The organism is Halomonas sp. HG01 (genome assembly GCF_000968715.2).
Classification (GTDB): domain Bacteria; phylum Pseudomonadota; class Gammaproteobacteria; order Pseudomonadales; family Halomonadaceae; genus Halomonas; species Halomonas halophila.
Window position 1 is genome coordinate 3641925 of sequence record NZ_CP022134.1, and the last position, 24120, is coordinate 3666044.

Consider the following 24120-nt stretch of genomic DNA (forward strand, 5'->3'; position numbering starts at 1 on the left):
CCTGCTGCGACTGCTCGAGTAGTCTTGCAGCATACCGCGTCATGCTTGGCCTGTCTCGCCAGCGGAAATGGTTTCCAACTTGCCGGCCTGAGCGGAAGGAACAAACGAGACGGCCGCCTCGGGCGAGGCGGCCGGGAGTGCGCCGTGGAATGGCGGGGAAAGTGAAACGGCCCGCGCGTCAGACGTCGTTGCGGAACACGCGGTCGCTGCCGGGCAGCACCAGGTTGAGCACGATGGCGCACAGCGCGCCGGGGATCAGCCCGGACTCGATGATCGCCTGGACGTTGTCGGAGAGGCCGGCGTAGAGCCCTTCCTGGGCCGGCAGGCCGATGGCCGCCGACAGCGAGACGCCGATGATCACCATGTTGCGGCGGTTGAAGGGGATGTGGGACAGCATCTTGATGCCGGCGCTGGCGATCATGCCGAACATGATCAGCACCGCCCCGCCGAGCACGGCGTTGGGGATGCTCGAGATCAGCCCGCCGAGCTTGGGCAGCAGCCCCGCCAGCACCAGGAAGACGCCGCCGATGGCCACCACGAAGCGGCTGACCACGCCGGTCAGCGCCACCATGCCGACGTTCTGGCTGAAGCTGATCTGCGGGAAGGCGTTGAACAGGGCGGCGAACACGCTGGCCAGGCCGTCGGCCATTACCCCGCCGGAGAGCTCCTTGGCCGTGGGTTCGCGGTCGAGGCCCCCGGCGGTGGTGCCGACGATGTCGCCGATCGACTCGGCGCAGGTCACCACCGCCAGCAGCACCACCGGCAGGATGGCGGCCAGGTGGAACTCGAGGCCGATGGTCAGCGGCATGGGCAGCGAGACCCAGTCCGCCGAGGCGATCTGGCCGAAGTCGACCAGGCCGAAGGCGGTGGCCGTCGCGTAGCCCGCGACCAGGCCGATCAGCGGCGCGGCCTCGGACCAGATGCCGCGGCCGAACTGGTGCAGGCCCAGGGTGACCAGCAGCACCAGCGCCGCCAGCAGCAGGTTGTGCAGGGCTCCGAAGTCCTCGGCGCCGAAGCCGCCGCCGGCGTAGGCGAAGCCCACCGGCATCAGCAGGGTGCCGAGCATGATCACGAAGGTGCCGGTGACCACCGGCGGGAACAGGAAGCGGAACCAGGGCAGGAAGAGCCCCACCAGCGCCATGGCGATGCCGCCGCACAGCGCCGCGCCGAGCGCGGCCGGCAGGCCCATGCCCACGGCGATGGGAATCAGCACCGGCACGAAGCCGAAGCTGGTGCCCATGACGATCGGCAGGCGGGCGCCGATCGGCCCCAGCCCCAGCGACTGCACCAGGGTCGCGATGCCGGCGACGAACATCGCCGCCTGGATCATGAAGGCGGTCTGGTCCTCGGGCAGGTCGGCGGCGCCGGCGATGATGATCGGCACGGTGACGTTGCCGACGAACATCGCCAGCACGTGCTGCAGCCCCAGCGGAATGGCCCGGCGCAGGGGCGGCATGGTATTGACGTCGTGGGTGCTGCGCACCCGTGGTGTAGCCGCCTCGCCGGCGGTTTCGGGGGTCGACATGGTGGTGGCTCCTGTTGTCGTTGTTGAAGCGGAAACCCTGTGATGTGTCCTGTCGCTTTACGGTTTACCGTTCGCTACGCCCTCAGCGCCCGGGCCGCGCGGTCGTGGCGGGCTATCAGGTCGTCGAGGTTGACGCCCAGTGGCCGGCCCTCGGCCACCCGCCACTGTCCGGCGACCATCACCCGGTCGGCGCGGTGGGCGCCGCACAGCAGCAGGGCGGCGACGGGATTCTCGGCGCCGGAGAAGCGGGCCTCGTCGAGCCGGAACAGCGCCAGGTCGGCCTGCTGGCCGGGCGCCAGGCCGCCGATGTCGTCGCGGCCCAGGCAGCCGGCCGAGCCGCGGGTCGCCCAGCGGATCACGTCGTCGTGGCTGACCTCGCTCGGCGCGTAGCGCAGCCGGCCGAGCAGCAGCGCCTGGCGCATCTCCTCGGCGAGGTTGGAATGGTCGTTGGAGGCCGAGCCGTCCACCGCCAGGCCCACCGGGCAGCCGGCGGCCTCCAGCTCCAGGGTGCGGCACAGCCCCGAGCCCAGCACCATGTTCGACGACGGGCAGTGGGCGATGCCGGTGCCGGCGGCGCCGAGCCGGGCGATTTCGCCGTCGTCGAAGTGGATGCCGTGGGCCAGCCAGGTGCGCGACGAGAGCCAGCCGGTGGCCTCCAGATAGTCCAGCGGGCGCATGCCGAACAGCCGCTCGCAGTAGGCGGTCTCGTCCTCGGTCTCGGCCAGATGGGTGTGCAGGCGTACGTCCCTGGCCTCGGCCAGCCGCGCGCTCTCCTGCATCAGCTCGCGACTCACCGAGAACGGCGAGCAGGGCGCCAGGGCGATGGTGGTCATGGCGCCGTCGCCGCGCTGGTGATAGGCGTCGATCAGTCGCGCGCTCTCGTCGAGGATGGTGCGCTCGTCCTGCACCACCGACTGCGGCGGCAGGCCGCCGTCGTCGCGGCCCACGCTCATCGAGCCGCGGGTCAGGGCGGCGCGCACGCCGAGCCGGCGGGCGGTCGCCACCTGGACGTCGATGGCGTTCGTCAGCGCGCCGGAGAACACGTAGTGATGGTCGGCCACGGTGGTGCAGCCGCTCATCAGCAGCTCGACCATGGCCAGCTCGCTGGCGACTTCCAGCTGCTCCTCGGTGAGGTTGGCCCAGACGTCGTAGAGCGTCGTCAGCCAGGGGAACAGCTCCTTGTTCAGCGCCGGCGAATAGGCGCGAGTCAGGGTCTGATAGAAGTGATGGTGGGTGTTCACCAGGCCCGGCAGCAGCACGTGCTGCGAGGCGTCGAAGCTGGCATCGATCGGCGTGGCGGGCGTGGCACCCGCCGGCACGGCCTCGACGATGCGCTCGTTGCGGATCACCACTCCGCCGGCGGCGGCGGGATCGCTGCAGGCACGCGGGTGGCGAATCCACAGGGTCTGGGCATTGGCGGTCATGTTGTCCTCCCGAGGGTGCGGTGGACAACAAAGGGTTACCCAAGCCCCGTCAGGCATCGGAGCGGAGTCTTGGTTCAGGTGCCTTTGTTGTGTTGTGTACGGCGTCTGTGTCGCATGCCAGAACAGTATTGTGTACAACCCGGGGCGCTGTCGAGCCCGTCTCACGACGAAAGTCTTAGAGAGTCTAACGGAGCCGGGCGTTTTCGCCCGGCCAAAAAAACCGCCGCGTCGAGGACGCGGCGGTGGCGAGAGGCAAGGCCGGCGGCGTACGGGGCGCCGTGACGGCTCAGTGGGTGTCGTCGTCGGTCTGCCGGGCCGTGGCTTTCATCTGCCTCGGATCGCGGCCCAGCGGATGCGGCTCGCCGCGTTCCTTGGCCAGGCGGATCTGCTTCTGGCGCTCGCGGGCGGCGGCGCGGGTCTTCTCCGGCAGCGAGTCGAAGCAGTGCGGGCAGCTGACGCCGGGCTCGTAGGTCTCGGCCTGCTGGTCCTCGGCGGAGATCGGCATGCGGCAGGCGTGGCACTGGTCGTACTCGCCCTCGCTGAGGTCGTGGCGCACGGTCACGCGGTTGTCGAACACGAAGCAGTCGCCGCGCCACATCGATTCGTCCTCGGGCACCTTCTCGAGGTAGTTGAGGATGCCGCCCTTGAGGTGGAAGACCTCCTCGAAGCCCTCGTTGAGCATGAAGCTGGAGGCCTTCTCGCAGCGGATGCCGCCGGTGCAGAACATCGCCACCTTCTTGTGGCGGCTCGGGTCGTAGTGCGCCTTCACGTACTCCGGAAACTCGCGGAACGACTTGGTCTGCGGGTCGACGGCGCCCTCGAAGGAGCCGATGGCGACCTCGTAGTCGTTGCGGGTGTCGATCACCAGCACCTCGGGGTCGTTGATCACCGCGTTCCACTGCTCGGGATCGACGTAGGTGCCGACGGTGTCGTTGGGATCGACGCCGTCCACGCCCATGGTCACGATCTCGCGCTTGAGCTTGACCTTGGTGCGATAGAAGGGGTGCTCGTCGCAGAAGGATTCCTTGTGATCGACGTCGGCCAGGCGCGGGTCGCGGGCCAGCCAGGCGAGCAGGGCGTCGATGCCCTCGCGGGTGCCGGACACGGTGCCGTTGATGCCCTCGCGGGCCAGCAGCAGGGTGCCTTTCACGTCGTGCTCGAGCATGGCCTGGCGCAGGGGCTCGCGCAGGTCTTCGAAATCGTCGAGGGTGACGAACTTGTACAGGGCGGCAACGACGATGCCCCCCGCGGTCTGAGGTGCGGTCATGGTGATCTCCTGGTTGTCGTCCTCGCAAAGGACGGACCGGGTTGGGGTGGCGGCATTCTACCCCTCCGCCGACGCGTGCGCATCCCGGGCCCGGACGCGACGACCCCGGCGCGGGGCCGGGGTCGTCAGCGGGGCGAGACGCGCTTGCGGGCGATCAGCCCTCGAAGCTGGTCTCGGAGTAGAGCACCCGCACGCGCTTGGTGTGGGCGACCTGGCTCAGGGCATCCAGCGCCTTCTGGCCGTAGTCCTTGTTGACGTCGATCACCACGTAACCGATGCGATCGTTGGTCTGCAGGTACTGGCCGAGGATGTTGATGTCGTTCTCGGACAGCACCTTGTTGATCTCGGACATCACGCCCGGCACGTTGTCGTGGATGTGCAGCAGGCGATGCTTGCCCGGATGCGACGGCAGCGCCACCTCGGGGAAGTTGACCGAGGTGATGGTGGTGCCGTTGTCGGAGTAGGTCACCAGCTTCTCGGCGACCTCGATGCCGATGTTCTCCTGGGCCTCCAGGGTGGAGCCACCGATGTGCGGGGTGAGGATGACGTTGGCCAGGCCGCGCAGCGGGCTGACGAACTCCTCGTTGTTGCCCTTGGGCTCGACCGGGAAGACGTCCACGGCGGCGCCGTTGAGGCGGCCGGCCTTGAGCGCCTCGGCCAGGGCCTCGATCACCACCACGCTGCCGCGGGAGGCGTTGATCAGGATGCTGCCCGGCTTCATCAGCGCGATCTGCTCCTCGCCGATCATCCAGCGGGTGGAGGGCAGGTCCGGCACGTGCAGGCTGACGATGTCGGCGCGGGCCAGCAGCTCTTCGAGGCTACCCACCTGGCGGGCGTTGCCCATGCCCAGCTTGGTCACCACGTCGTAGTAGATGACGTCGAAGCCGAGCGATTCGGCCAGCACCGAGAGCTGGGCGCCGATGCTGCCGTAGCCGACGATGCCGAGCACCTTGCCGCGAGCCTCGTGGGAATTCCTGGCCGACTTCAGCCAGCCGCCCTCGTGGGCACGGGTGCTCTTCTCGGGGATGCCGCGCAGCAGCATGATCGATTCGGCCAGTACCAGCTCGGCCACCGAGCGGGTGTTGGAGTAGGGCGCATTGAAGACCGGGATGCCACGCACCAGGGCCGCGTCCAGGTCGACCTGGTTGGTGCCGATGCAGAAGCAGCCCACGGCCACCAGTTTCTCGGCGGCGCTGAACACGCGCTCGTTGAGCTGGGTACGGGAGCGGAGGCCGATGAAATGGACGTCGCGGATCTTCTCGATCAGCGTTTCCTCGTCCAGCGAGGTCGGCAGGTGCTCGATGTTGGTGTACCCGGCGTTGAGGAAGTGGTCCACCGCGCTCTGGTGGATGCCCTCGAGCAGCAGGATCTTGATCTTGCTCTTGTCCAGGGACGTCTTGGCCATGGTCGAATCAACCCTTCTACGGTGCGCGCCGCATACCGCTCAGGCCGGTGCTGGAGCCCTCCGGAAGGGCGGAAGCCTGAACCGCTGTCGGCTCGAAATGAGGTGGCTCATGCTACCACAGAGCGGAAATCCCAGGATGAAAATGCTGCGTCGCCGACTTGAGCTACGTGCATGATGAGGCGCGCAGCGGGACCGTCGGCCGGGATGCTCGGGGCAGACGACCCCCGGGGGGGAGCGTGTATACTGTCGCCCTCATGGTGGGAGCGACCGACGAGGAAAGCCATGGCGGAACAGCAAAGCCGTCCCCCGGACGAGGCCGATGGCCGGACCAGTGACGAGTCCGCGCCGGCGGACTTCGCCGCGACCGTCGAGCGCCTGGAGGCGCTGGTGGAGCGGCTGGAGTCCGGCGAACTGACGCTGGAGGGTTCGCTGGACGCCTTCGAGCAAGGCGTGCGCCTGACCCGTGACGCCCAGCGCCGCCTCGACGAGGCCGAACTCAAGGTCCGTACCCTGACCGAAGGCGAGGGCGGCGGCATCGACCTGCAGCCCTTCGCCCCGCCCGCGGAGGACGATGGTGAACGCTGACACTCTGGTGGCGCGACTGGCCGCCGATCGCGCACGGGCCGATGCCCGCCTGGAGACGCTCTTCGCCCGCCCGGCGGTCGCCGATGCCCGCCTCGAGGCGGCGATGCGCCACGGCGTGCTGGTCGGCGGCAAACGGCTGCGGCCGGTGCTGGTCTACGCCGCCGGCCGCGCCCTGGGCGCCGCCGATACCGAGCTGGACGCCCCGGCCGCGGCCATGGAGCTGGTCCACGCCTACTCGCTGGTCCACGACGACCTGCCGGCGATGGACGACGACGATCTGCGCCGTGGCCAGCCCACGGTGCATCGCGCCTATGACGAGGCCACGGCGATCCTCGCCGGCGACGCCCTCCAGGCGCTGGCCTTCGAGGTGCTGGCCGAGACCGCCCATCCGCGGCTGCCGGCGATGATCGCCACCCTGGCCCACGCCGCCGGCCGTGACGGCATGGTCGCCGGCCAGGCGCTGGACCTCGCCGCGGTGGGCGGCCACCCTGACGTCACCGCGCTGGCCACCATGCATCGCCACAAGACCGGCGCGCTGATCCGCGCCGCGGTGCGCCTGGGGGGACTGGTCGCGGTGACCGAGGACGATCCCCGGCTGGCTGCCATGGAACGCTACGCCGAGGCCATCGGCCTGGCCTTCCAGGTCCACGACGACGTGCTCGACGTCACCGGCGATACCGCTACCCTGGGCAAGGCCTCCGGCGCCGATGCCGCCCGCGCCAAGCCCACCTACCCGAGCCTGCTGGGCCTCGAGGGCGCCCGCGCCCGGGCCGATGAGCTGGTCGAGGAAGGCGTGGCGGCGCTGGCGCCGCTGGGCGAAGCCGCCGCGCCCCTGGCCGAGCTGGCCCGATACATGATCGAGCGTGACCACTGAGGCGGCCTCCGGCCGCCCTGACAGATAGAGTCTTCATGAAGCTGTTCGATGACATTCCGCGCGAGCGTCCGGCCACGCCGCTGCTCGACACCCTGGAAACGCCGGCCGCCCTGCGTGCCATGGACGACGCCCAGCTCGCCCGGGTGGCCGACGAACTGCGCGCCTACCTGCTCTACAGCGTGGGCGTCTCGGGCGGCCACTTCGGCGCCGGCCTCGGCGTCGTGGAGCTCACCGTGGCGCTGCATCATGCCCTGGAAACGCCCCACGACCGTCTGGTGTGGGACGTCGGCCACCAGGCCTATCCGCACAAGATTCTCACCGGGCGCCGCGAGGCCATGACCGGCATCCGCCAGTACGGCGGGCTGGCCGCCTTCCCGCGGCGCGCCGAGTCCGAGTACGACACCTTCGGCGTCGGCCACTCCAGCACCTCGATCTCCGCGGCGCTGGGCATGGCGCTGGCGTCCCGGGCCCGCGGCGAGAACCGCCGCGCCTGCGCGGTGATTGGCGACGGCGCCCTGACCGCCGGCATGGCCTTCGAGGCCCTGGCTCACGCCGGCCACGTCGACGCCAATCTGCTGGTGGTGCTCAACGACAACGAGATGTCGATCTCCGAGAACGTCGGCGGCCTGGCCAGCTATCTGGCGCGCATCCTCGCCAGCAAGCCCTACACCAGCATGCGCGAGGGCGGCAAGAAGGTGCTCTCGCACCTGCCCGGCGCCCTGGAGCTGGCGCGGCGCACCGAGGAGCACATGAAAGGCATGGTCAGCCCGGCCACGCTGTTCGAGGAGATGGGCTTCAACTATATCGGCCCCATCGACGGCCACGACCTGCCGACGCTGGTCCACACCCTGCGCAACATGCGCGACATGGACGGCCCGCAGTTCCTGCACGTGAAGACCCGCAAGGGCCGCGGCTTCCTGCCCGCCGAGGCCGACCCCATCGGCTACCACGCCATCACCAAACTGGAAAAGGGTGAGCCGGAGAAGAAGGACACCCCGCCGCCGCTCAAGCCGGCGCCCGCGCCTGCGCCCGAGCCGGAACCCAAGCCCAAACCCAAACCTAAAAAGTACTGCAACGTCTTCGGCGACTGGCTGTGCGACATGGCGGCGGCGGACGAGCGGCTGATCGGCATCACCCCGGCGATGCGCGAGGGCTCTGACCTGATTCGCTTCTCCCAGGAATACCCGGAGCGCTACTTCGACGTGGCGATCGCCGAGCAGCACGCGGTGACGCTGGCCGCCGGCATGGCCTGCGAGGCCATGAAGCCGGTGGTGGCGATCTACTCCACCTTCCTGCAGCGCGGCTATGACCAGCTGATCCACGACGTGGCGGTGCAGGAACTGGACGTGACCTTCGCCATCGACCGCGCCGGCCTGGTCGGCGAGGACGGCCCGACTCACCACGGCGCCATGGACCTGTCCTTCCTGCGCTGCGTGCCGGGCCTGGTGGTGCTGGCGCCGGCCGACGAGGCCGAGTGCCGGGCCATGCTCAGTGCCGCCTACCATCACGACGGCCCCGCGGCGGTGCGCTATCCGCGCGGCACCGGCCCGGGCAGCGAGATGCCCGAGCACCTGGAACCGCTCGCCATCGGCGAGGCGCAGACCCGCCGGCGCGCCGGCGGCGAGGGCCCGAAGGTCGCCCTGCTGGCCTTCGGCAGCCTCAACGGCCCCGCCGCCGAGGTGGCCGAGCGACTCGACGCCAGCCACCTGAACATGCGCTCGGTGAAGCCGCTGGACCGCGCGGCGGTGCTGGCCGCCGCCGCCGAGCACGACCTGCTGGTGACCCTGGAAGAGAACGTGGTCGCCGGTGGCGCCGGCAGTGGCGTCAATGAGCTGCTGATGGCGGAGAGCCAGCGTGTGCCGGTGCTCAACCTGGGGCTGCCCGACGCCTTCGTCGAACACGGCAAGCCCGCCGAGCTGCTGGCCGAGTGCGGCCTCGACGCCGACGGCATCGAGGCGGCGATCCGCCGCCGGCTGGCGGGCGATGCGACCGAATCGGGAGAAGCCCCATGAGAATGATGATCTTCATCGGCGCCCTGCTGGGCTTCCTGGTCGGCGGCCCCATCGGGCTGCTGGTCGGCGGCGGCCTGGGCTACTGGCTGGCGCGCCGCCTGCGCAAGAGCATGCTCGGCAAGCTGGCCGGCATCCAGGCGCAGTTCCTCGAGTCGACCTTCGCGGTCATGGGCTGCCTGTGCAAGGCCGACGGCCGGGTCTCCGAGGACGAGCTCGAGGCCTCGCGCACCCTGTGGGACCGCCTGCGCCTCAACGAGCAGCAGCGCGCCAAGGCCCGGGCCGACTTCACCCGCGGCAAGGCGGCGGACTTCGATCTGGACGCGGAGCTGGCCAAGGTGCGCCAGATCGTCGGCGCCCAGCCGGCGCTGCGTCAGGTGTTCCTGCAGGTGCAGCTGGCGGCGGTCGCCGCCGACGGCCAGATGCACCCCGCCGAGCACGAGATGCTGATGCGGGTGATGCGCGGCCTGGGCTGCTCCGAGGAGGAGATCGCCCGCATCGAGGCGATGCTCCGCGGCGGCGGTGGCGCCGGCGCCGCGGCCGAGTCCGGGCCGACCCTCGAGGAGGCCTACCAGGTGCTGGGCGTGTCGTCCGAGGCCAGCGACGCCGAGATCAAGAAGGCCTATCGCCGTCTGATGAGCGAGAACCACCCCGACAAGCTCGCCGCCAAGGGCATGCCGGAGAGCATGCGCGAGGTGGCCAAGGAGCGCACCAGCGAGATCGGCAACGCCTACGAGCGCATCCGCAAGGCCCGCGCCGCTGCCTGACCGCACGCACCTCACCAGGCACCATCACCACAAGCCCTCGGCCTCGGTCGGGGGCTTCGTGCATCGGCCGGGAGGCGAGATCGTGCTTGCCGGATCGTCCCGCGCCCCCTAGGATGCGCGGCGCCTCGCCGTGACCGCGGCGAGCGACACGACGATCCCGGAGATTCCCCTGATGTCATTCGGAGCCTTTTCCCTCCTGCCGCCCGTGCTGGCTATCCTGCTGGCGCTGGTGACGCGCAACGTCATTCCGGCGTTGTTCTGTGGTGTCTGGCTGGGCGCCACCATGCTGGCGGGCGGCAACCCCGCGGCCGGCCTCTACAACAGCTTCGGCGACTTCATCATTCCCAGCGTCGGCGACGAATGGAGCGTCACGGTGCTGATCTACTGCGGCCTGTTCGGCGTGCTGATCGGCGTGCTGCAGCGCACCGGCGGCGCCCAGGCGATCGCCCGCGCGATCTCCGCCCGGGTCGCCTCCCGGCGCGGCGCCCAGGGCGCCACCCTCGGGCTTGGCGTGCTGATCTTCTTCGAGGACTACTTCAACGCCCTGACCGTGGGCAGCGTGATGCGGCCGATCACCGACCGGCTGCGGGTGTCCCGCGAGAAGCTGGCCTATATCGTGGACTCCACCTCGGCGCCGATGTGCCTGCTGGGGCCGGTCTCCACCTGGGTGGTGTTCGTGATGGGCCTGATCGGCACCCAGCTGACGACCATGGGGCTCGAGGGCTCCGAGTACCTGATCTACCTGTCGTCGATCCCGCTCAACTTCTACGCCTGGCTGGCGCTGGGGCTGATCGTCTTCCTGGTCGTCACCCAGGGCGATTACGGCCCGATGGCCCGGGCCGAGCAGCGCGCCCGTACCACCGGCGAGGTGATGGCCGAGGGCGCCAACCCGCCTTCCGGCCACGATGTCGAGGAGATGGTCTCGGTGCCGGAACACCAGGCCCGCAAGCGCAACATGCTGGTGCCGATCGGCGTGCTGGTGGGGATGATTCCCCCGCTGTTCCTGTGGACCGGTGGCTACCCCGAGAACGATCTGGTCACTGCCGTGGGCGAGGCCGATGGCGGCCAGTCGATCCTGATCGCCACCTTCGTGGCGGTGGCCGTGGGGCTCGTCATGGGCATGGCCCAGAAGCTGTTCGACTTCCGCGAGGCCATGGAGATCGTGGTCGACGGCATCAAGAGCATGACCCTGGTCTACATCATCCTCACCCTGGCCTGGTCGATCGGCAGCGTGACCACCGAGCTCGGCACCGCCGACTACCTGGTGACCCTGGCCGAGGCCAGCATCGCGCCGAGCCTGGTGCCGGTGCTGCTGTTCCTGATCGGCGCCCTGGTGGCCTTCACCACCGGCACCTCCTACGGCACCTTCGCCATCCTGATCCCCATCGCCATGCCGGTGGCCATGGCCATGGACCTGCCGCTGGCGCTGGCCATCGCGGCGGTGCTCAGCGGCGGCATCTTCGGCGATCACTGCTCGCCGATCTCGGACACCACCATCCTGTCCTCGGCGGGGTCGTCCTGCGACCACATCGATCACGTGCGCACGCAGCTGCCTTATGCGATCACCGCGGGCCTGGCCGGCATCCTGGCGTTCTTCGTCGCCGGCCTGTCCGGCAGCGCCCTGATCGGCGGGGCCACCGGTGCCGTCGCGATGGTGGCCACGGCCCTGGTGCTGCGTCGCTGCTGGGGCCTGTCGGCCGAGCGGGCCGGTGCCTGACCCCGCCGAGCGCTCGCACGTCCACATGCGAAGAAGCCCTCGACCTCGGTCGGGGGCTTCTTGCGTTCGGGGCCGGCCCCGCCTAGCTGCCGCGGTAGGTGGAATAGCCGTAGGGGCTCAGCAGCAGCGGAATGTGGTAGTGCTGGTCGGTGTCGGTCACCTCGAAGGGCACCGGGATCTCGGGGAAGAAGGTCCGGGTGTCGTGATCGGCGAACCAGTCGCCGGTCTCGAAGGTCACGCGGTAGACGCCCGGGGTGAAGGCCCGGCCGTCGGGATAGAGCGCCGAGATGCGGCCCGACTCGGCGGTGGTGCCGGTGGCCAGGGCCTCCCAGCCGCTCTCGGTGCGCTGCTCGAGCTGGACCTCGACGCCCGGGGACGGCTGGCCGGACTGGATGTCGAGCACGTGCACGCTGAGCGGATTGTCGGCGGCCAGGGCCGGGGCGGCGGCGCACAGGCCGAGGGCGGCGATCAGCGTTCGGGAAAGGCGCATGGGAGAATCTCCTGTGGGGATGGAGACGCCAGCCTGACAGCGCCTCGCCGTCGCCTCCCTGACGGCGAGATGACGACTTTGTAATGGGCAGCCCGCGCGCGACGGGCTAGCCTGTGGCGTCATTTCACGAGGGCCCGATCGATGCGCATCCTGATGGTGGAGGACGAGAGCAAGACCGCCGACTACCTGGCCCGGGGGCTGGGCGAGGCCGGCTATCGGGTCGAGGTGGCCCGGGACGGGCTGGACGGCCGCCACCTGATCGAGGAGGCCGACTTCGACCTGATCATCCTCGACGTCATGCTGCCGGGTCTCGACGGCTGGGAGCTGCTGCGCCTGATCCGGCGCCGCAGCCAGGTGCCGGTGCTGTTCCTGACCGCTCGGGACGCCGTGGAATATCGGGTCAAGGGGCTGGAGCTGGGTGCCGACGACTACCTGGTCAAGCCGTTCTCGTTCGTCGAGCTGCTGGCCCGGGTGCGGACCCTGCTGCGCCGTGGCCCACCCCGCGAGCGGGAGCGCTTCCAGGTGGCCGACCTGCACATGGACGTGCTGAAGCGGCGGGTGACCCGGGGCGAGTCGCGGCTGTCGCTGACCAACCAGGAGTTCGCCCTGCTGCAGCTGCTGCTCGAGCGCGAGGGCGAGGTGCTGTCGCGGACCCTGATCGCCGCCGAGGTATGGGGGATGAACTTCGACAGCGACACCAACGTGGTCGAGGTGGCCGTGCGGCGGCTGCGGGCCAAGGTGGACGATCCCTTCCCGCGCCGGCTGATCCACACCGAGCGCGGCATGGGCTACGTGCTGGAGGAACGCCCGTGATGCGCGTGCCCGCCTCCCTGTCGCTGCGGCTGTCGCTGCTCTTCGCCCTGGTGACCCTGCTGCTGCTCGGCGGCCTCGGGGCCTATCTCTATCACGCCCTGGGCCAGCAGATCGCCTGGCGCGACGACCGGATGCTGCAGGGCCGTCTCGAGCGCATGGAGGCGCTGCTGGACGACGGCGAGAGCATCGCGGCGCTGCGCCGCCGGCCGCTGCTCTACGCCAACATGCTGGGCAATCGCGAGAGCCTGCTGTGGATGCTCGACGCCCGAGGCGCGCCGCTGATCGAGGTCAACCCGCCGGGCCTGCCGGTGCCCGCGCTGCCGCCGGCCCCGGAGGGACGGCTCGGCGAGCATCCCGCCGTCGCATCGACGCGGCTGGCCTGGCGCAGCGTCGAGCACGACGGGCGCCGCCTGACCCTGGTGGCTGGCAAGACGCTCGACGAGCGCGAGCGCATGCTGGCCGCCTATCGGCTGCGACTGTGGCTCGCCATGGGCGCGGGCGCGGTGCTGGCCTGCGGGCTGGGCTGGGTTGTCGCCCGGCGCGGGCTGCGCCCGGTCAGGCGGCTGGCCGAGCGGGCGCGCACCATCGACGTGGCGCACCTGCATCAGCGGCTGGAGGCCAGCGACGAGACGGCGGAGCTGCGCGAGCTGAGCCGCGCGCTCAACCAGATGCTGGCGCGTCTGGAGGAGGGCTTCGCCCAGCTGTCGCGCTTCTCCGAGGACCTGGCCCACGAGATGCGCACGCCGCTGGGCAACCTGCTGGGGGCGACCCAGCAGGCGCTGCAGAGGGAACGCTCGCCGGAAGAATATCGCCAGCTGCTGGGTTCCCACGTCGAGGAGTACGAGCGCCTCTCGCGCATGATCGAGACCATGCTGTTCCTGGCGCGCACCGAGCAGCCGTCGAGGACGCTGCCGCGTGAGGCGATCGAGCTGCGGGCGCTGGTCGAGCCGCTGTGCGACTACTTCGAGGGCATGGCCGAGGACGATGGCCGCGCACTGATCAACTGCACGCAGGGGCGGGTGACGGCCAACCTCGACCTGCTGCGCCGGGCGCTCGCCAACCTGATCGACAACGCGCTGCGCCATGGCGACGGCGGCACCGAGATCCGGCTGGTATCGCTCGCGGAGGACGGGTGGCTGCGCATCGGGGTGGTCAGCCACGGGGCGCCGATTCCCGAAGCGGAGCGGGAGCGGCTCTTCGAGCGCTTCTATCGCGGTGATCCGGCACGGTCGCGGCCGGCGGGCACCGGCGGCCTGGGGCTGGCCATCGTGCGCTCCGTGGCGCAGCTGCACGGCGGGGAGGCCTGGTGCGAAAGCGACGCGGCCGCTACCGTCTTCTGGCTCAGTCTGCCGGTGGACGGCGGTCGAGCCGCCAACTGAGCGCTCTGGCAGCTTGTGCCAGCACAAAAAAGCCCCCGACCGAGGTCGGGGGCTTCTTGCATCGGGACGCCGGGATGCGGTCGCGATCAGGCTAGCGGCGGACGGCCGGGGGCGAGGTTCCTTCCTCAGCCCTGAGTGGCCTGGCGGGCCAGCTCGGTAGCATTGTCGCTGGAGGCGATGTGGGTCTGCTGCTGGCGAGCGTTCAGCCGCAGGCGCGCCTGGGCCATGGCCTCGCTGGCGCCCCAGGTGGCGACGACGTCTTCCTGGCTGGCGTCCTGCGCCGCGGCGCCTTGGGCGGAAGCGGTGGACAGCGGCTGCTGGTTCAGCGTCAGGGCGCGCTCGGACGCGTTGTCGGCCTGGGCGGCGAGGGGCAGGGCGGCGAGCAGCAGGCTGGCGGCGATCATCTTGGTCTTCATGGGGGACTCCTCTCTCGAATCGGTATCTGGTACGTGTGGCATCCGGTGTGTCCCGGGCCGTTCGATGTGGAGAACAATAGTAGCATGCTAAATGTAATCAAAGACACATTTAGCTATGGCAGCGATAAGATCGGCCTATCCGACGATGTCGAATGGATGGGGCGTCAGCCCGAATAGGGCAGCACGTCGACGACCACGGCGGCGAAGTGGCAGGCGCTGCCGCCCATCACGCACAGGTGCCAGGCCGCGTGGTTGAAGGGGATGGCGCGGACGGCGAAGAACACCAGGCCCAGCGAGTAGGTCAGCCCGCCGCCGACCAGCAACGCGAGGCCGGTGGCGGTGAAGGCGGTGGGCAGTTCACCGGCGGCCAGCACGATCAGCCAGCCCATCAGCAGGTAGTTGCCCATGTGTAGGCCGCCCAGCGTGAAGGGACGCATGAGTTTCAGGCCGATGCCGGCCACGGCCAGGGTCCAGATCACCGCCAGCAGCGGCGTGCCGACGGAGTCGCGCAGGTTGACCAGCAGGAAGGGCGTGTAGGTGCCGGCGATCAGGGCGTAGATCGCGCAGTGGTCGAGCATGCGGAAGGCGCGCTTGAGGCCGGGATGGCGCGTGCCGTGATAGAGGGTGGAGGCGGTGTAGAGCAGCACCAGGGTGGTGCCGTAGAGGGAGACCGCGGTGAGCTTGTAGGGGCCGTCGTTCAGCTCGCGGCTGCCCAGGGCGATCAGCGTCACCAGGCCGGCGACGCTGAGCAGCGCGCCCACGCCATGGCTGACGCTGTGCAGCAGCTCCTCGAGGAGCGAATAGCCGGGGTCGTCGCGGGGCGAGGGTCGAGGCATGACGGGCACCTCCCTTTGTCCTTCGACGGCGGCGTCGAAGGGGAGGTTCCCGTCAGTTCACTCCGCTGAGACGGTGTCCGAACGTCGGCGAGCGCAGACGCGGCTCGGGCAGCGCCTAGGACTTGCGTTCGATATCCACGTCGCTGGCCTGGGTGAAGTCGTCCAGGGCCATCATGTGGCCGAGCTTGCCGGCCTTGGTGGAGAGGTAGTGCTCGTTGTGCGGGTTGAGGCCGGTGGTCAGGCTGACCCGCTCGCTGACCTCGACGCCGACCCGGGTCAGGGCATCGACCTTGCGCGGGTTGTTGGTCATCAGCCGGAGCGCGCCGATGCCCAGCCGTTCGAGCATCGGCAGGCAGAGGTCATAGCGGCGCAGGTCGGCATCGAAGCCGAGCTGCTCGTTGGCTTCCACGGTGTCGGCGCCTTGGTCCTGCAGGTGATAGGCGCGGATCTTGTTGAGCAGGCCGATGCCGCGGCCTTCCTGGCGCAGATACAGCAGCACGCCGCGGCCCTCGGCGGCGATGCGCTTGAGCGCCTCCTGCAGCTGATAGCCGCAGTCGCAGCGCATCGAGAACAGGGCGTCGCCGGTCAGGCACTCGGAATGCACACGGCCCAGCACCGGCGCGCCATCGTCGACGTCGCCCAGGGTCAGGGCGATGTGATCCTTGCCGGTGGCCTCGTCTTCGAAGCCGTGCATGGTGAAGGTGGCCCAGGGAGTGGGCAGCCGGGAGGCGGCGATGTAGCGAATCGTCACGGTGTACCTCGATGCATGACCATGGCGTGGCCGATGGGTATTCCCGCATTCTATCAGGACGATGACGGGCTCACGAGCAGCCCGTGCGGTTCCGATGGGGTACAATGTCGCCACATTTTCCGTGGATGAGCGCCCGCATGGAACTCAAGAACGATCGCCTTCTGCGCGCCCTGGCGCGGCAGCCCGTGGACCGCACCCCGGTGTGGATGATGCGTCAGGCCGGCCGCTACCTGCCGGAATACCGCGAGGTACGGGCCCAGGCCGGCAGCTTCATGGACCTGTGTCGCGATCGCGATCGCGCCTGCGAGGTCACCCTGCAGCCGCTGGAGCGCTATGCGCTGGATGCCGCCATCCTGTTCTCGGACATCCTCACCATCCCCGACGCCATGGGCCTGGGGCTCTACTTCGAGACCGGCGAGGGACCCAAGTTTCGCAAGCCGGTGCGCACCGCCGAGGCGGTGGACGCGCTCACCGTGCCCGACGCCGAGCGCGACCTCGACTACGTGATGAACGCGGTCTCGACCATCCGCCGCGAGCTGGGCGGCCGGGTGCCGCTGATCGGCTTCTCCGGCAGCCCCTGGACGCTGGCCACCTACATGGTGGAAGGTGCCTCCAGCAAGGACTTCCGCCACGTCAAGGCGATGCTCTACGACACGCCGGATACCATGCACCGGCTGCTCGACACCCTGGCCCACGCGGTCACCGACTACCTCAACGCCCAGATCCGCGCCGGCGCTCAGGTGGTGCAGATCTTCGACACCTGGGGCGGGGCGCTCTCGACGCCGGCCTACCTGGAGTTCTCGCTGCGCTACATGGAGCAGATCGTCGCCGGGCTGATCCGCGAGCACGAGGGTCGCAAGGTGCCGGTGATCCTGTTCACCAAGAACGGCGGCCAGTGGCTCGAGGAGATGTCGGCCTCCGGCGCCGATGCCCTGGGACTGGACTGGAGCACCGAGCTGTCCGTCGCCCGGGAGCGGGTCGGCCATCGCGTCGCCCTGCAGGGCAACCTGGACCCCAACGTGCTGTTCTCGCGGCCGTCGGCGATCCGCGCCGAGGTGGCGCGCATCCTCGACAGCTACGGCGAGGGCCCCGGCCACGTGTTCAACCTCGGTCACGGCATCAGCCAGTTCACCGACCCGGATCACGTCAGCGCCTTCATGGACGCCCTGCACGAGCTGAGCCCGGCCTATCATCAACGCATCGCCCATGACTGAGCCGGCTCGGCTCACCGCCCTGCTGCGGCGCTGGCACGACCGGCGCCGCCTGTGGGCCGGGCTGGCGCTGGCCGCCGCGCTGACGGTGGCCTGGGGCAGCCTGGTGCCGGGCGATGCGCTGCCGCGCTCGCTGCCCTGGGACAAGCTCAACCACTTCCTCGGCTATGCCGCCATCGCCGGGCTGAGCGGGCTGGCCGGGCTGCGCCTGACACTGGCCTTCGCGGCGGCGGCGCTGTTCGGCGTGGCGATCGAGTTCGCGCAGATCTCGGTGCCCGGGCGCTTCGGCGGCGATCCCGCCGATATCCTGGCCAACGCCCTGGGCGCCGGCTGTGCCGTGCTGGTGCTGTGGGGGCTTCGCCGCCGTATCATGCGCTAGATGCTGACGCTTCTGCCGGCCGCCGCGGCGGTCATGGTTTCCTTTTACTCGTCATCCTGAGGGTTTCCGATGAGCTCCTCTCTTGATACCGGCCCCGACGCTGGCCTCAATTCCGCTGATTCCGGCTGGTTCACCGAAGTCTTCGACAGCCACGGCAGCGCCTTCTCGCTGAAGGTGTCCGAGAAGCTGCACGAGGTGCAGAGTCCCTATCAGTACCTCGAGGTCTACGCCACCGCGACCTTCGGCAATCTGATGGTGCTCGACGGCTGCGTGATGCTGACCGACCGCGACAACTTCCTCTACCACGAGATGATCGCCCACCCGGCGCTGTTCACCCACGCCGACCCGAAGCGCGTGGTGATCATCGGCGGCGGCGACTGCGGCACCCTGCGCGAGGTGCTGCGCCATCCGGGGGTCGAGAAGGTCACCCAGATCGATATCGACGAGGAAGTGACCCGGGCCTCCGAGCGCTTCTTCCCGGCGCTCGTCGCGTCGAACGACGACCCGCGCGCCGAGCTGCGCTTCGCCGACGGAGTGAAGTGGATCGAGGAGGCGGACGACGACAGCATCGACGTGCTGATCATCGACTCCACCGACCCGGTGGGCCCCGCCGAGGGCCTGTTCAAGACCGACTTCCTGCGCCGCTGCCATCGCGTGCTGCGCCCGGGCGGCGTGCTGGTGCAGCAGAGCGAGTCGCCGCTCTATCACAGCGGCAGCATCATCCGCGAGCTGCGCCATGACATGCGCGAGGCCGGCTTCGATAGCGTGGCCACGCTGCCCTTCCCGCAGCCGGTCTATCCCTCCGGCTGGTGGAGCGTGACCCTGGCCGGCAAGGCGACCGATGTGGCCACCTTCCGCGAGGTGGAGGCCGCGGCCAGCGAGATGCCGCTCGACTACTACACCGTCGAGGCCCATCGCGGCGCCCTGGCGCTGCCGCCTTTCATGCGGCGGCTGTTGGACGACTGACGCTGGCGTGTAGCGCTCATAGCAATGAACCCCGGCCAAGGCCGGGGTTCGTCGTTTCAGGGCGGGGCGACCGCTGTGCGGCAGACAGCGCCTACAGCCGCGGCTCGTTGGCGGGGGCCGGTTCCGCGTGGCCGCCGGCCAGGTCCAGGCTCGGCTCGTCGTGACGGCGCGGTGGCGGCGCCTGGCGTGCCACCCGGGCCGGGCTCAGCACCGCGTCCTCGGCGTCGACCTCGCGGCCGCCGGCTACCCGGGCCTGTTCACGGTCGTGGACCGCGGGGCGGCGCTCGATCGAGCGGGTGACCACCGAACCGGCGGGGAAGCCGGCGCGCTGGGCAGCCAGGTGATGGGGCAGCAGCCACAGCTCGGCCAGCAGGCGCAGGGCGACCATGGCCAGCAGCGTCGCGCCGCCGCCCAGGGCCAGCGTCGGCCAGGCCGAGCGCCAGTCGGTCTCGGCCAGCCAGGGCGTGTGCGGCGCCAGCCACAGGCCACCGGCCGCCAGCAGGCCGAGCTGCAGGACGGCGTGGCAGAACAGCAGGGTGCGGCGCGGCAGGGGATGCCGCGGGAACAGGAAATGGCGCATATCGAGTCCTCCGGGAGTCGGCCGTCGGGAGGCCGGGTAGTCGTGCCGGCGCTCCGTGCCGGCGAGGGCGGCATCCTATCCCAGCCGGCGGCCGCGCGGCAGTGTCCGCGGATGCCGACGCCTGGGAGCCTGTCGGGCTTGACGCTGATCTATTGCAAATCCCGGGCCTTCGGCCGACGTCATTCGATCGCTCTCGCTCCTGGTGTCGCCGTTTGACGCTGGGCGTCTGCTTGCCAATGCTGTGGGGATGGGAACGGAGTCTTCCTCCCGCTCATTCACCGCGTTGGCAAGGAGCGACTATGACGACCTATATCGTGGTGGCCGATGCCGCCAGGGCCCGGGTGTTCACCCGCGACGCCCTACAGCTGGAAGAGAAGGACAGCCTGGTGCACGCCGAGGGTCGCCTGCACGAGGGCGACCTGGTGACCGACCGCGAAGGCGACGTGCACGAATCGTCCGCCACCGCCGCCCGTTCCGCCGGCGGCGAGAGCACGGCCTCCGACCATCACGAGGTCCTGTTCGCCCGTGAGGTGGCCGACCGCCTCTACCGGGCGCGGGTCGAGAACACCCTGGAGAAGCTGATCCTGGTGGCGCCGCCGCGCTTCCTGGGGCTGCTGCGCGACAAGCTCGACGGCCCCACCGCCAAGACGGTCATCCACTCCCTGGCCAAGGATCTGACCAAGGCCAGCGTCGAGGACATTCGCGAGGCGGTGAGCGACCTGCGCTGAGCCGGCGGCGACACGCGGCAACGGTTTTCCGCCCGGGGACGTCAAGTCTCCGGGCGGTTTGCCGATAGGGGCAGGGAACGGCGTTATCCCGCGTCGTCACAACGAACAATGGCTCGGCGCGGCCACGCGCCGGCATCGCACTTCCTTGTCCCGATACGCGAGAGTTCCCATGACCCCTCATGTCCCGATGCGCGGGGTGGCCCGGCCACCTCGCCGACCCCTGCCGAGCGTCCGCCTCACCGGCGCCTCTTCGCCAGAACGCCAGGAGGCCGGCCATGCAGTTTAAGTCCCTGCGTACCCATGTCGCCCTGCTGGTAGGGCTGTGCATCCTGCTGGTGGCGGCGGTGCTGGTCGGCTATGCCACCGTGTCCGCCTCACGCTCCCAGGCGCTGGTGGCCGATCAGGCCGGCGAGCTGCTGGAGGAGAACGCCGAGCAGCGCCTGCGGGCGCTGGCCGAGGCCCGCAGCGAGGAGATCCAGGGCGAGCTCGAGGGTGCCCTGGCGGTGGCCCGCGGCCTGGCCAACACCAACGCCCTGATGGGCAAGCAGGACGACGAGGGCCGGCCGCGTCTGACCATGGGGCGTCGCGAGCTCTCCCACCTGACCCGCGACGCCGTGGTCGAGAATCCCGACCTGCTCGACGCCTTCATCGGCTGGGAGCCTGACGCCTTCGGTGCCGACGCCTACTTCGCCGACATCGAGGACGGCGGCTACGGTGACGACGGCCGCTTCATGCCCTGGTGGTATCGCACCGCCGACGGCGATATCCGGGTGCTCGCGCTGGGCGACGGCATGGAGAGCGAGGAGCTCGACGATCTGGGCATCCGCCAGGGCGAGTACTATCTGTGCCCCAAGGAGACCGGGCGCACCTGCATCATCGATCCGCACTATTACGACTACGACGGCGAGCGCAAGCTGGTCACCTCCTTCAACGTGCCGATCCAGGTCGACGGTGAGTTCCGCGGCGTGGCCGGCGTGGACTTCGACGTGGCCTTTCTCCAGGGCCTGCTCACCGAGGCCAACCAGGGGCTTTACGACGGCGTGGGCGACATGGCACTGGTGGCCTCGCGCGGCATTCTCTCCGCGGCCACCCAGGCGCCCGACGCGCTGGGACGCGCGGCCGCCGACTCGCTGGATGAATCGACCCGCGAGCCGCTGGCCGCCGCCGCCAACGGCGAGACGGTCTATCGCTTCGACGAGGAAGCGGGCCGCTTCGAGCTCTATCGCCCCTTTACCGTCGGTGATGTGCCCGACCCCTGGGTGCTGGCGATCCGCCTGCCCGAGAGCGCCGTGCTGGCAGGGCTTAATCGCCTCGAGGGGCAGCTTGCCGACCAGCGCCAGGCCGACTTCTGGGGCATGACCCTGGTCGGCCTGATCGTGGCCGGCCTTGGCCTGCTGGCAAGCTGGCTGCTGGGCAGCAGCATCGCCCGCCCGCTGCGTCACCTGGCCGATCGCATGCGCGAGATTGCCTCCGGCGACGGCGACCTGACCCGCCGGCTGCCGATCCGCGGCCGCGACGAGAAGGCCGAGCTGGCGCGCCAGTTCAACGCCTTCGCCGACAAGGTCAACGACGTGCTGGTCGACGTGCGCGACAGCAGCGAGTCGGTCAACGTGGCGGCCACCGAGATCGCCCAGGGCGGCCAGGACCTGTCGCGGCGCACCGAGAACGCGGCCTCCAGCCTGCAGCAGACCTCGGCCTCGATGGAGGAGATCACCGGCACCGTCGAGCAGACCGCGGATTCCTCGCGACAGGCCAGCGGCCTGGCCAGCTCGGCCAGCGAGGTGGCGCGTCGCGGCGGCGAGGCCATGGGCCAGGTGCGCGAGACCATGCAGGGCATCACCGAGTCGTCGCGCCAGATCGCCGAGATCGTGAAGATGATGGACAGCATCGCCTTCCAGACCAACCTGCTGGCGCTCAACGCCTCGGTGGAGGCGGCCCGGGCCGGCGAGCAGGGCCGCGGCTTCGCGGTGGTGGCCGGCGAGGTGCGCCAGCTGGCCAGCCGCAGCGCCGAGTCGGCCAAGCAGATCCGCGAGCTGATCGACACCTCGGCGACCCGCACCGAGGAAGGCGAGCGCCAGGTGCAGGTTGCCGGCGAGACCATGGAGGAACTGGTGCAGAGCGTCACTCGCGTGGCCGACGTGCTGGGCGAGATCACCAGCGCCACCGGTGAGCAGAGCGATGGCATCGGCCAGGTCAACGTGGCGGTCTCGGAGCTGGACAACATGACCCAGCAGAACGCCGCCCTGGTCGAGGAGTCCACCACCGCCGCCGAGCACCTCAAGGCCCAGGCCGAGCATCTCGCCGATCTGGTCGGCGGCTTCACCCTGGCCCAGCGCTCCACCGGCGGCGCCCCGGCCCTCGGCGGTGGTCAGGCACGCCCCGCGGCGCTGCCGCACACGCACAGGGAGGAAGAGCCGGCCTGAGGTGTCGGAGCCTTTCGCCCCCTCTCCTGAACGGAAAAGCCCGGCCATGTGCCGGGCTTTTCGTTTCTAATGTTATGTTTTTAAAGCATTTATAGATATTCGCCGTACGACGCCAAGGGAGCATCCACTGCACTCTTCGCATAAGAAGAAGAAACGGTTTAATCTACATATGTGAAATTTTTTCTAGCGCGCCAAGGGAGATCACGCGATGACGGCTTCCCCGGTACAGGAACGCCCTGCCACCCAGACCCCGGAGGCCGGGCGTGTCGCTCTCAAGTTCTTCTTCAACATCATGCAGGCCTGGGGCTGTTCCGCCGCCGAGCAGCGGAACCTGCTGGGCGGCATCGGCGCGACCACCTATCACAAGTACCGCAAGCTGCCCGAGGTGCGCCTGCCTCGCGACACCATGGAGCGGATTTCCTACCTGATGGGCATCCACAAGGCGCTGCGCATCCTGTTCAGCAACAGCCCGGAAAAATCTTACGAGTGGGTGCACAAGCCCAATGCCGCGGCGCCGTTCAACGGCCGGTCGGCCCTGGCGTACATGCTGCAGGGCCGCGTGGTGGACCTGGCGGACACGCGCCGCTATCTCGATGCCGTCCGGGGGTGAGGCAATGTCGATCGTGCTGCCTGACTGGGGCAACGCCTATCGCGTCATCAACAGCGCCTTCCCGCCGATCGACGTGTTCGAGGATACCCTCGCCCCCGATGACCTGGAGCTCGCCTTCGCCATCGAGGGCATGACCAACGACAGGCTGCTCGAGGAGGCCGGTGAGCTGGCCCGCGTGCCTCCCGAGGATCGCATCTCGGGGCCGGGCTCGACGCCCGTCATGGCCGCCTTTACCCATATCGGCAGGCGTTCACGCTTCAGTGACGGCACTTTCGGGGTCTACTACTGCGCGAGCCGGTTGGATACCGCCATCGCCGAGACGCGCTTCCATCTCGCCGAGTTCCTGGCCGCCACCCGGGAAGGCACGGTCGAGATCACCATGCGCACCTATATCAACGCCATTACCCGGGAGCTGGAAGACATTCGGCAGGGGCATGACGCCTTGCATGATCCCGATCCTGCTCGTTACGGCGAAGCGCAGGCCTTCGCCGTCCGGAAGCGGGAGGCAGGAGCCTATGGGCTGCTCTATCGAAGCGTTCGCGATACCGGTCACGAGTGCGCCGCCATCTTCCGGCCGCCCGCGCTCAGCATCCCGGTTCAGGGGCCGCACCTGCGCTATCTGTGGGACGGTCGGCAGCAGGCCATCACCCATGTGCTGGAGGTGTCCGAGCATCGGTGAGGTCAGATGAATATGGCTGGATATTGCAGATGGGGAAGTGCCCGCCTGACGGTAGTTGAGTCGCAAAGGTGATCTCACTATTTGACATAGGTGTCGGGTCCCGTGTGATTGACTACCCGCTTGGTGAATAACTCCGGCCGCTTGGCCTGCCATTCCTTCATCGCTGCAATCGGTGATTGATGATGCAGCGCCTTCTGAGGGATGTGGTGATTGTACAGCCAAGCGTAGCGTTTGAGCGTCTGCTCCAGATCCTCGCCTGAGGTATAGCGCCGGGTCGCCAGCACGT

23 protein-coding genes and 1 pseudogene are annotated in these 24120 nt (G+C 69.4%); 14 read left to right on the top strand and 10 right to left on the bottom strand.

Annotation, left to right across the window (positions count from 1 at the left end; genetic code table 11):
- Positions 1-178 precede the first annotated feature (178 nt).
- From UN84_RS17200 to serA, 4 genes are all read right to left on the bottom strand, one after another.
- Positions 179-1525, bottom strand: a complete 1347-nt coding sequence (locus UN84_RS17200; protein WP_052719338.1) for a uracil-xanthine permease family protein — start codon at positions 1523-1525, stop codon at positions 179-181.
- A gap of 74 nt (positions 1526-1599) precedes the next feature.
- The gene (locus tag UN84_RS17205; RefSeq protein ID WP_046079022.1) at positions 1600-2949 is read right to left on the bottom strand and encodes an 8-oxoguanine deaminase; all 1350 of its coding nucleotides are present in this window, start codon (positions 2947-2949) and stop codon (positions 1600-1602) included.
- Positions 2950-3235: 286 nt separating this feature from the next.
- Positions 3236-4216, bottom strand: coding sequence for an oxygen-dependent tRNA uridine(34) hydroxylase TrhO (trhO, locus tag UN84_RS17210; RefSeq protein ID WP_046079023.1), 981 nt, complete (start codon positions 4214-4216; stop codon positions 3236-3238).
- 154 nt (positions 4217-4370) lie between these two features.
- On the bottom strand, positions 4371-5621 hold the full coding sequence (gene serA / locus UN84_RS17215) for a phosphoglycerate dehydrogenase (protein ID WP_046079024.1): 1251 nt from the start codon (positions 5619-5621) through the stop codon (positions 4371-4373).
- Positions 5622-5903: 282 nt separating this feature from the next.
- Here serA and UN84_RS17220 point away from each other — a divergent pair, with 282 nt between their 5' ends.
- The 5 genes from UN84_RS17220 (at position 5904) to UN84_RS17240 (ending at position 11573) form a co-directional block, all read left to right on the top strand.
- Positions 5904-6206: an exodeoxyribonuclease VII small subunit gene (locus UN84_RS17220; RefSeq protein WP_035599268.1), complete on the top strand. Its 303-nt coding sequence runs from the start codon at positions 5904-5906 to the stop codon at positions 6204-6206.
- Positions 6193-7080 carry a (2E,6E)-farnesyl diphosphate synthase gene (gene ispA, locus UN84_RS17225; RefSeq protein ID WP_046079025.1) on the top strand — a complete coding sequence of 296 codons (888 nt, stop codon included), beginning with the start codon at positions 6193-6195 and terminating at the stop codon, positions 7078-7080. The genes UN84_RS17220 and ispA overlap by 14 nt, the downstream gene beginning before the upstream one ends.
- Before the next feature lie 35 nt (positions 7081-7115).
- On the top strand, positions 7116-9092 hold the full coding sequence (dxs, locus tag UN84_RS17230) for a 1-deoxy-D-xylulose-5-phosphate synthase (RefSeq protein ID WP_046079026.1): 1977 nt from the start codon (positions 7116-7118) through the stop codon (positions 9090-9092).
- A complete protein-coding gene (gene djlA, locus UN84_RS17235; RefSeq protein ID WP_046079027.1) occupies positions 9089-9856 on the top strand; it encodes a co-chaperone DjlA in 768 nt (255 codons plus the stop codon). Before dxs ends, djlA begins: the two co-directional genes overlap by 4 nt.
- Before the next feature lie 172 nt (positions 9857-10028).
- Positions 10029-11573 (top strand): Na+/H+ antiporter NhaC family protein, encoded by a 1545-nt coding sequence (locus tag UN84_RS17240; RefSeq protein ID WP_046079028.1) that lies wholly within the window; start codon positions 10029-10031, stop codon positions 11571-11573.
- Between the two features lie 82 nt (positions 11574-11655).
- On the opposite strand, the gene uraH is transcribed toward UN84_RS17240, so the two are convergent.
- A complete protein-coding gene (gene uraH / locus UN84_RS17245; protein WP_046079029.1) occupies positions 11656-12063 on the bottom strand; it encodes a hydroxyisourate hydrolase in 408 nt (135 codons plus the stop codon).
- Between the two features lie 141 nt (positions 12064-12204).
- Between uraH and UN84_RS17250 the strand changes: the two genes are divergently transcribed.
- Both UN84_RS17250 and UN84_RS17255 read left to right on the top strand, forming a co-directional pair.
- The gene (locus UN84_RS17250) at positions 12205-12876 is read left to right on the top strand and encodes a heavy metal response regulator transcription factor (RefSeq protein ID WP_046079030.1); all 672 of its coding nucleotides are present in this window, start codon (positions 12205-12207) and stop codon (positions 12874-12876) included.
- Positions 12876-14255, top strand: coding sequence for a heavy metal sensor histidine kinase (locus tag UN84_RS17255; RefSeq protein ID WP_046079031.1), 1380 nt, complete (start codon positions 12876-12878; stop codon positions 14253-14255). The genes UN84_RS17250 and UN84_RS17255 overlap by 1 nt, the downstream gene beginning before the upstream one ends.
- Before the next feature lie 125 nt (positions 14256-14380).
- On the opposite strand, the gene UN84_RS17260 is transcribed toward UN84_RS17255, so the two are convergent.
- From UN84_RS17260 to ribA, 3 genes are all read right to left on the bottom strand, one after another.
- Positions 14381-14671, bottom strand: coding sequence for a hypothetical protein (locus tag UN84_RS17260; protein ID WP_046079032.1), 291 nt, complete (start codon positions 14669-14671; stop codon positions 14381-14383).
- Positions 14672-14835: 164 nt separating this feature from the next.
- A complete protein-coding gene (gene trhA, locus UN84_RS17265; RefSeq protein WP_046079033.1) occupies positions 14836-15507 on the bottom strand; it encodes a PAQR family membrane homeostasis protein TrhA in 672 nt (223 codons plus the stop codon).
- 115 nt (positions 15508-15622) lie between these two features.
- A complete protein-coding gene (ribA, locus tag UN84_RS17270; RefSeq protein WP_035599739.1) occupies positions 15623-16258 on the bottom strand; it encodes a GTP cyclohydrolase II in 636 nt (211 codons plus the stop codon).
- A gap of 137 nt (positions 16259-16395) precedes the next feature.
- Here ribA and hemE point away from each other — a divergent pair, with 137 nt between their 5' ends.
- The 3 genes from hemE (at position 16396) to speE (ending at position 18814) form a co-directional block, all read left to right on the top strand.
- Positions 16396-17472 (top strand): uroporphyrinogen decarboxylase, encoded by a 1077-nt coding sequence (gene hemE, locus UN84_RS17275; protein WP_082090876.1) that lies wholly within the window; start codon positions 16396-16398, stop codon positions 17470-17472.
- Positions 17465-17848, top strand: coding sequence for a VanZ family protein (locus tag UN84_RS17280; RefSeq protein ID WP_046079034.1), 384 nt, complete (start codon positions 17465-17467; stop codon positions 17846-17848). Before hemE ends, UN84_RS17280 begins: the two co-directional genes overlap by 8 nt.
- Positions 17849-17917: 69 nt before the next feature.
- Positions 17918-18814 (top strand): polyamine aminopropyltransferase, encoded by an 897-nt coding sequence (gene speE, locus UN84_RS17285; RefSeq protein ID WP_046079035.1) that lies wholly within the window; start codon positions 17918-17920, stop codon positions 18812-18814.
- A 91-nt stretch (positions 18815-18905) separates the two neighbouring features.
- Here speE and UN84_RS17290 read toward each other — a convergent pair whose 3' ends face one another.
- Positions 18906-19394 (bottom strand): hypothetical protein, encoded by a 489-nt coding sequence (locus UN84_RS17290; RefSeq protein ID WP_046079036.1) that lies wholly within the window; start codon positions 19392-19394, stop codon positions 18906-18908.
- Positions 19395-19693: 299 nt separating this feature from the next.
- Here UN84_RS17290 and UN84_RS17295 point away from each other — a divergent pair, with 299 nt between their 5' ends.
- The 4 genes from UN84_RS17295 (at position 19694) to UN84_RS17310 (ending at position 23834) form a co-directional block, all read left to right on the top strand.
- Entirely contained in the window at positions 19694-20122 is a 429-nt protein-coding gene (locus UN84_RS17295) for a host attachment protein (protein ID WP_046079037.1), read from the top strand.
- Between the two features lie 275 nt (positions 20123-20397).
- On the top strand, positions 20398-22545 hold the full coding sequence (locus UN84_RS17300) for a methyl-accepting chemotaxis protein (protein ID WP_173835034.1): 2148 nt from the start codon (positions 20398-20400) through the stop codon (positions 22543-22545).
- Between the two features lie 208 nt (positions 22546-22753).
- The gene (locus UN84_RS17305; protein ID WP_046078084.1) at positions 22754-23155 is read left to right on the top strand and encodes an MbcA/ParS/Xre antitoxin family protein; all 402 of its coding nucleotides are present in this window, start codon (positions 22754-22756) and stop codon (positions 23153-23155) included.
- A gap of 4 nt (positions 23156-23159) precedes the next feature.
- The gene (locus tag UN84_RS17310) at positions 23160-23834 is read left to right on the top strand and encodes an RES family NAD+ phosphorylase (RefSeq protein ID WP_046078085.1); all 675 of its coding nucleotides are present in this window, start codon (positions 23160-23162) and stop codon (positions 23832-23834) included.
- Positions 23835-23911: 77 nt separating this feature from the next.
- On the opposite strand, the pseudogene UN84_RS17315 reads toward UN84_RS17310, so the two are convergent.
- A pseudogene (locus UN84_RS17315) lies at positions 23912-24100 on the bottom strand (IS481 family transposase); the annotation flags it as partial.
- Positions 24101-24120: the final 20 nt, after the last annotated feature.

Coding starts and splice junctions, on each gene's coding strand:
- UN84_RS17200 (WP_052719338.1), bottom strand. CDS start 1,525: ATGTCGACCCCCGAAACCGCCGGCGAGGCGGCTACACCACGGGTGCGC.
- UN84_RS17205 (WP_046079022.1), bottom strand. CDS start 2,949: ATGACCGCCAATGCCCAGACCCTGTGGATTCGCCACCCGCGTGCCTGC.
- trhO (WP_046079023.1), bottom strand. CDS start 4,216: ATGACCGCACCTCAGACCGCGGGGGGCATCGTCGTTGCCGCCCTGTAC.
- serA (WP_046079024.1), bottom strand. CDS start 5,621: ATGGCCAAGACGTCCCTGGACAAGAGCAAGATCAAGATCCTGCTGCTC.
- UN84_RS17220 (WP_035599268.1), top strand. CDS start 5,904: ATGGCGGAACAGCAAAGCCGTCCCCCGGACGAGGCCGATGGCCGGACC.
- ispA (WP_046079025.1), top strand. CDS start 6,193: ATGGTGAACGCTGACACTCTGGTGGCGCGACTGGCCGCCGATCGCGCA.
- dxs (WP_046079026.1), top strand. CDS start 7,116: ATGAAGCTGTTCGATGACATTCCGCGCGAGCGTCCGGCCACGCCGCTG.
- djlA (WP_046079027.1), top strand. CDS start 9,089: ATGAGAATGATGATCTTCATCGGCGCCCTGCTGGGCTTCCTGGTCGGC.
- UN84_RS17240 (WP_046079028.1), top strand. CDS start 10,029: ATGTCATTCGGAGCCTTTTCCCTCCTGCCGCCCGTGCTGGCTATCCTG.
- uraH (WP_046079029.1), bottom strand. CDS start 12,063: ATGCGCCTTTCCCGAACGCTGATCGCCGCCCTCGGCCTGTGCGCCGCC.
- UN84_RS17250 (WP_046079030.1), top strand. CDS start 12,205: ATGCGCATCCTGATGGTGGAGGACGAGAGCAAGACCGCCGACTACCTG.
- UN84_RS17255 (WP_046079031.1), top strand. CDS start 12,876: ATGCGCGTGCCCGCCTCCCTGTCGCTGCGGCTGTCGCTGCTCTTCGCC.
- UN84_RS17260 (WP_046079032.1), bottom strand. CDS start 14,671: ATGAAGACCAAGATGATCGCCGCCAGCCTGCTGCTCGCCGCCCTGCCC.
- trhA (WP_046079033.1), bottom strand. CDS start 15,507: ATGCCTCGACCCTCGCCCCGCGACGACCCCGGCTATTCGCTCCTCGAG.
- hemE (WP_082090876.1), top strand. CDS start 16,396: ATGGAACTCAAGAACGATCGCCTTCTGCGCGCCCTGGCGCGGCAGCCC.
- UN84_RS17280 (WP_046079034.1), top strand. CDS start 17,465: ATGACTGAGCCGGCTCGGCTCACCGCCCTGCTGCGGCGCTGGCACGAC.
- speE (WP_046079035.1), top strand. CDS start 17,918: ATGAGCTCCTCTCTTGATACCGGCCCCGACGCTGGCCTCAATTCCGCT.
- UN84_RS17290 (WP_046079036.1), bottom strand. CDS start 19,394: ATGCGCCATTTCCTGTTCCCGCGGCATCCCCTGCCGCGCCGCACCCTG.
- UN84_RS17295 (WP_046079037.1), top strand. CDS start 19,694: ATGACGACCTATATCGTGGTGGCCGATGCCGCCAGGGCCCGGGTGTTC.
- UN84_RS17300 (WP_173835034.1), top strand. CDS start 20,398: ATGCAGTTTAAGTCCCTGCGTACCCATGTCGCCCTGCTGGTAGGGCTG.
- UN84_RS17305 (WP_046078084.1), top strand. CDS start 22,754: ATGACGGCTTCCCCGGTACAGGAACGCCCTGCCACCCAGACCCCGGAG.
- UN84_RS17310 (WP_046078085.1), top strand. CDS start 23,160: ATGTCGATCGTGCTGCCTGACTGGGGCAACGCCTATCGCGTCATCAAC.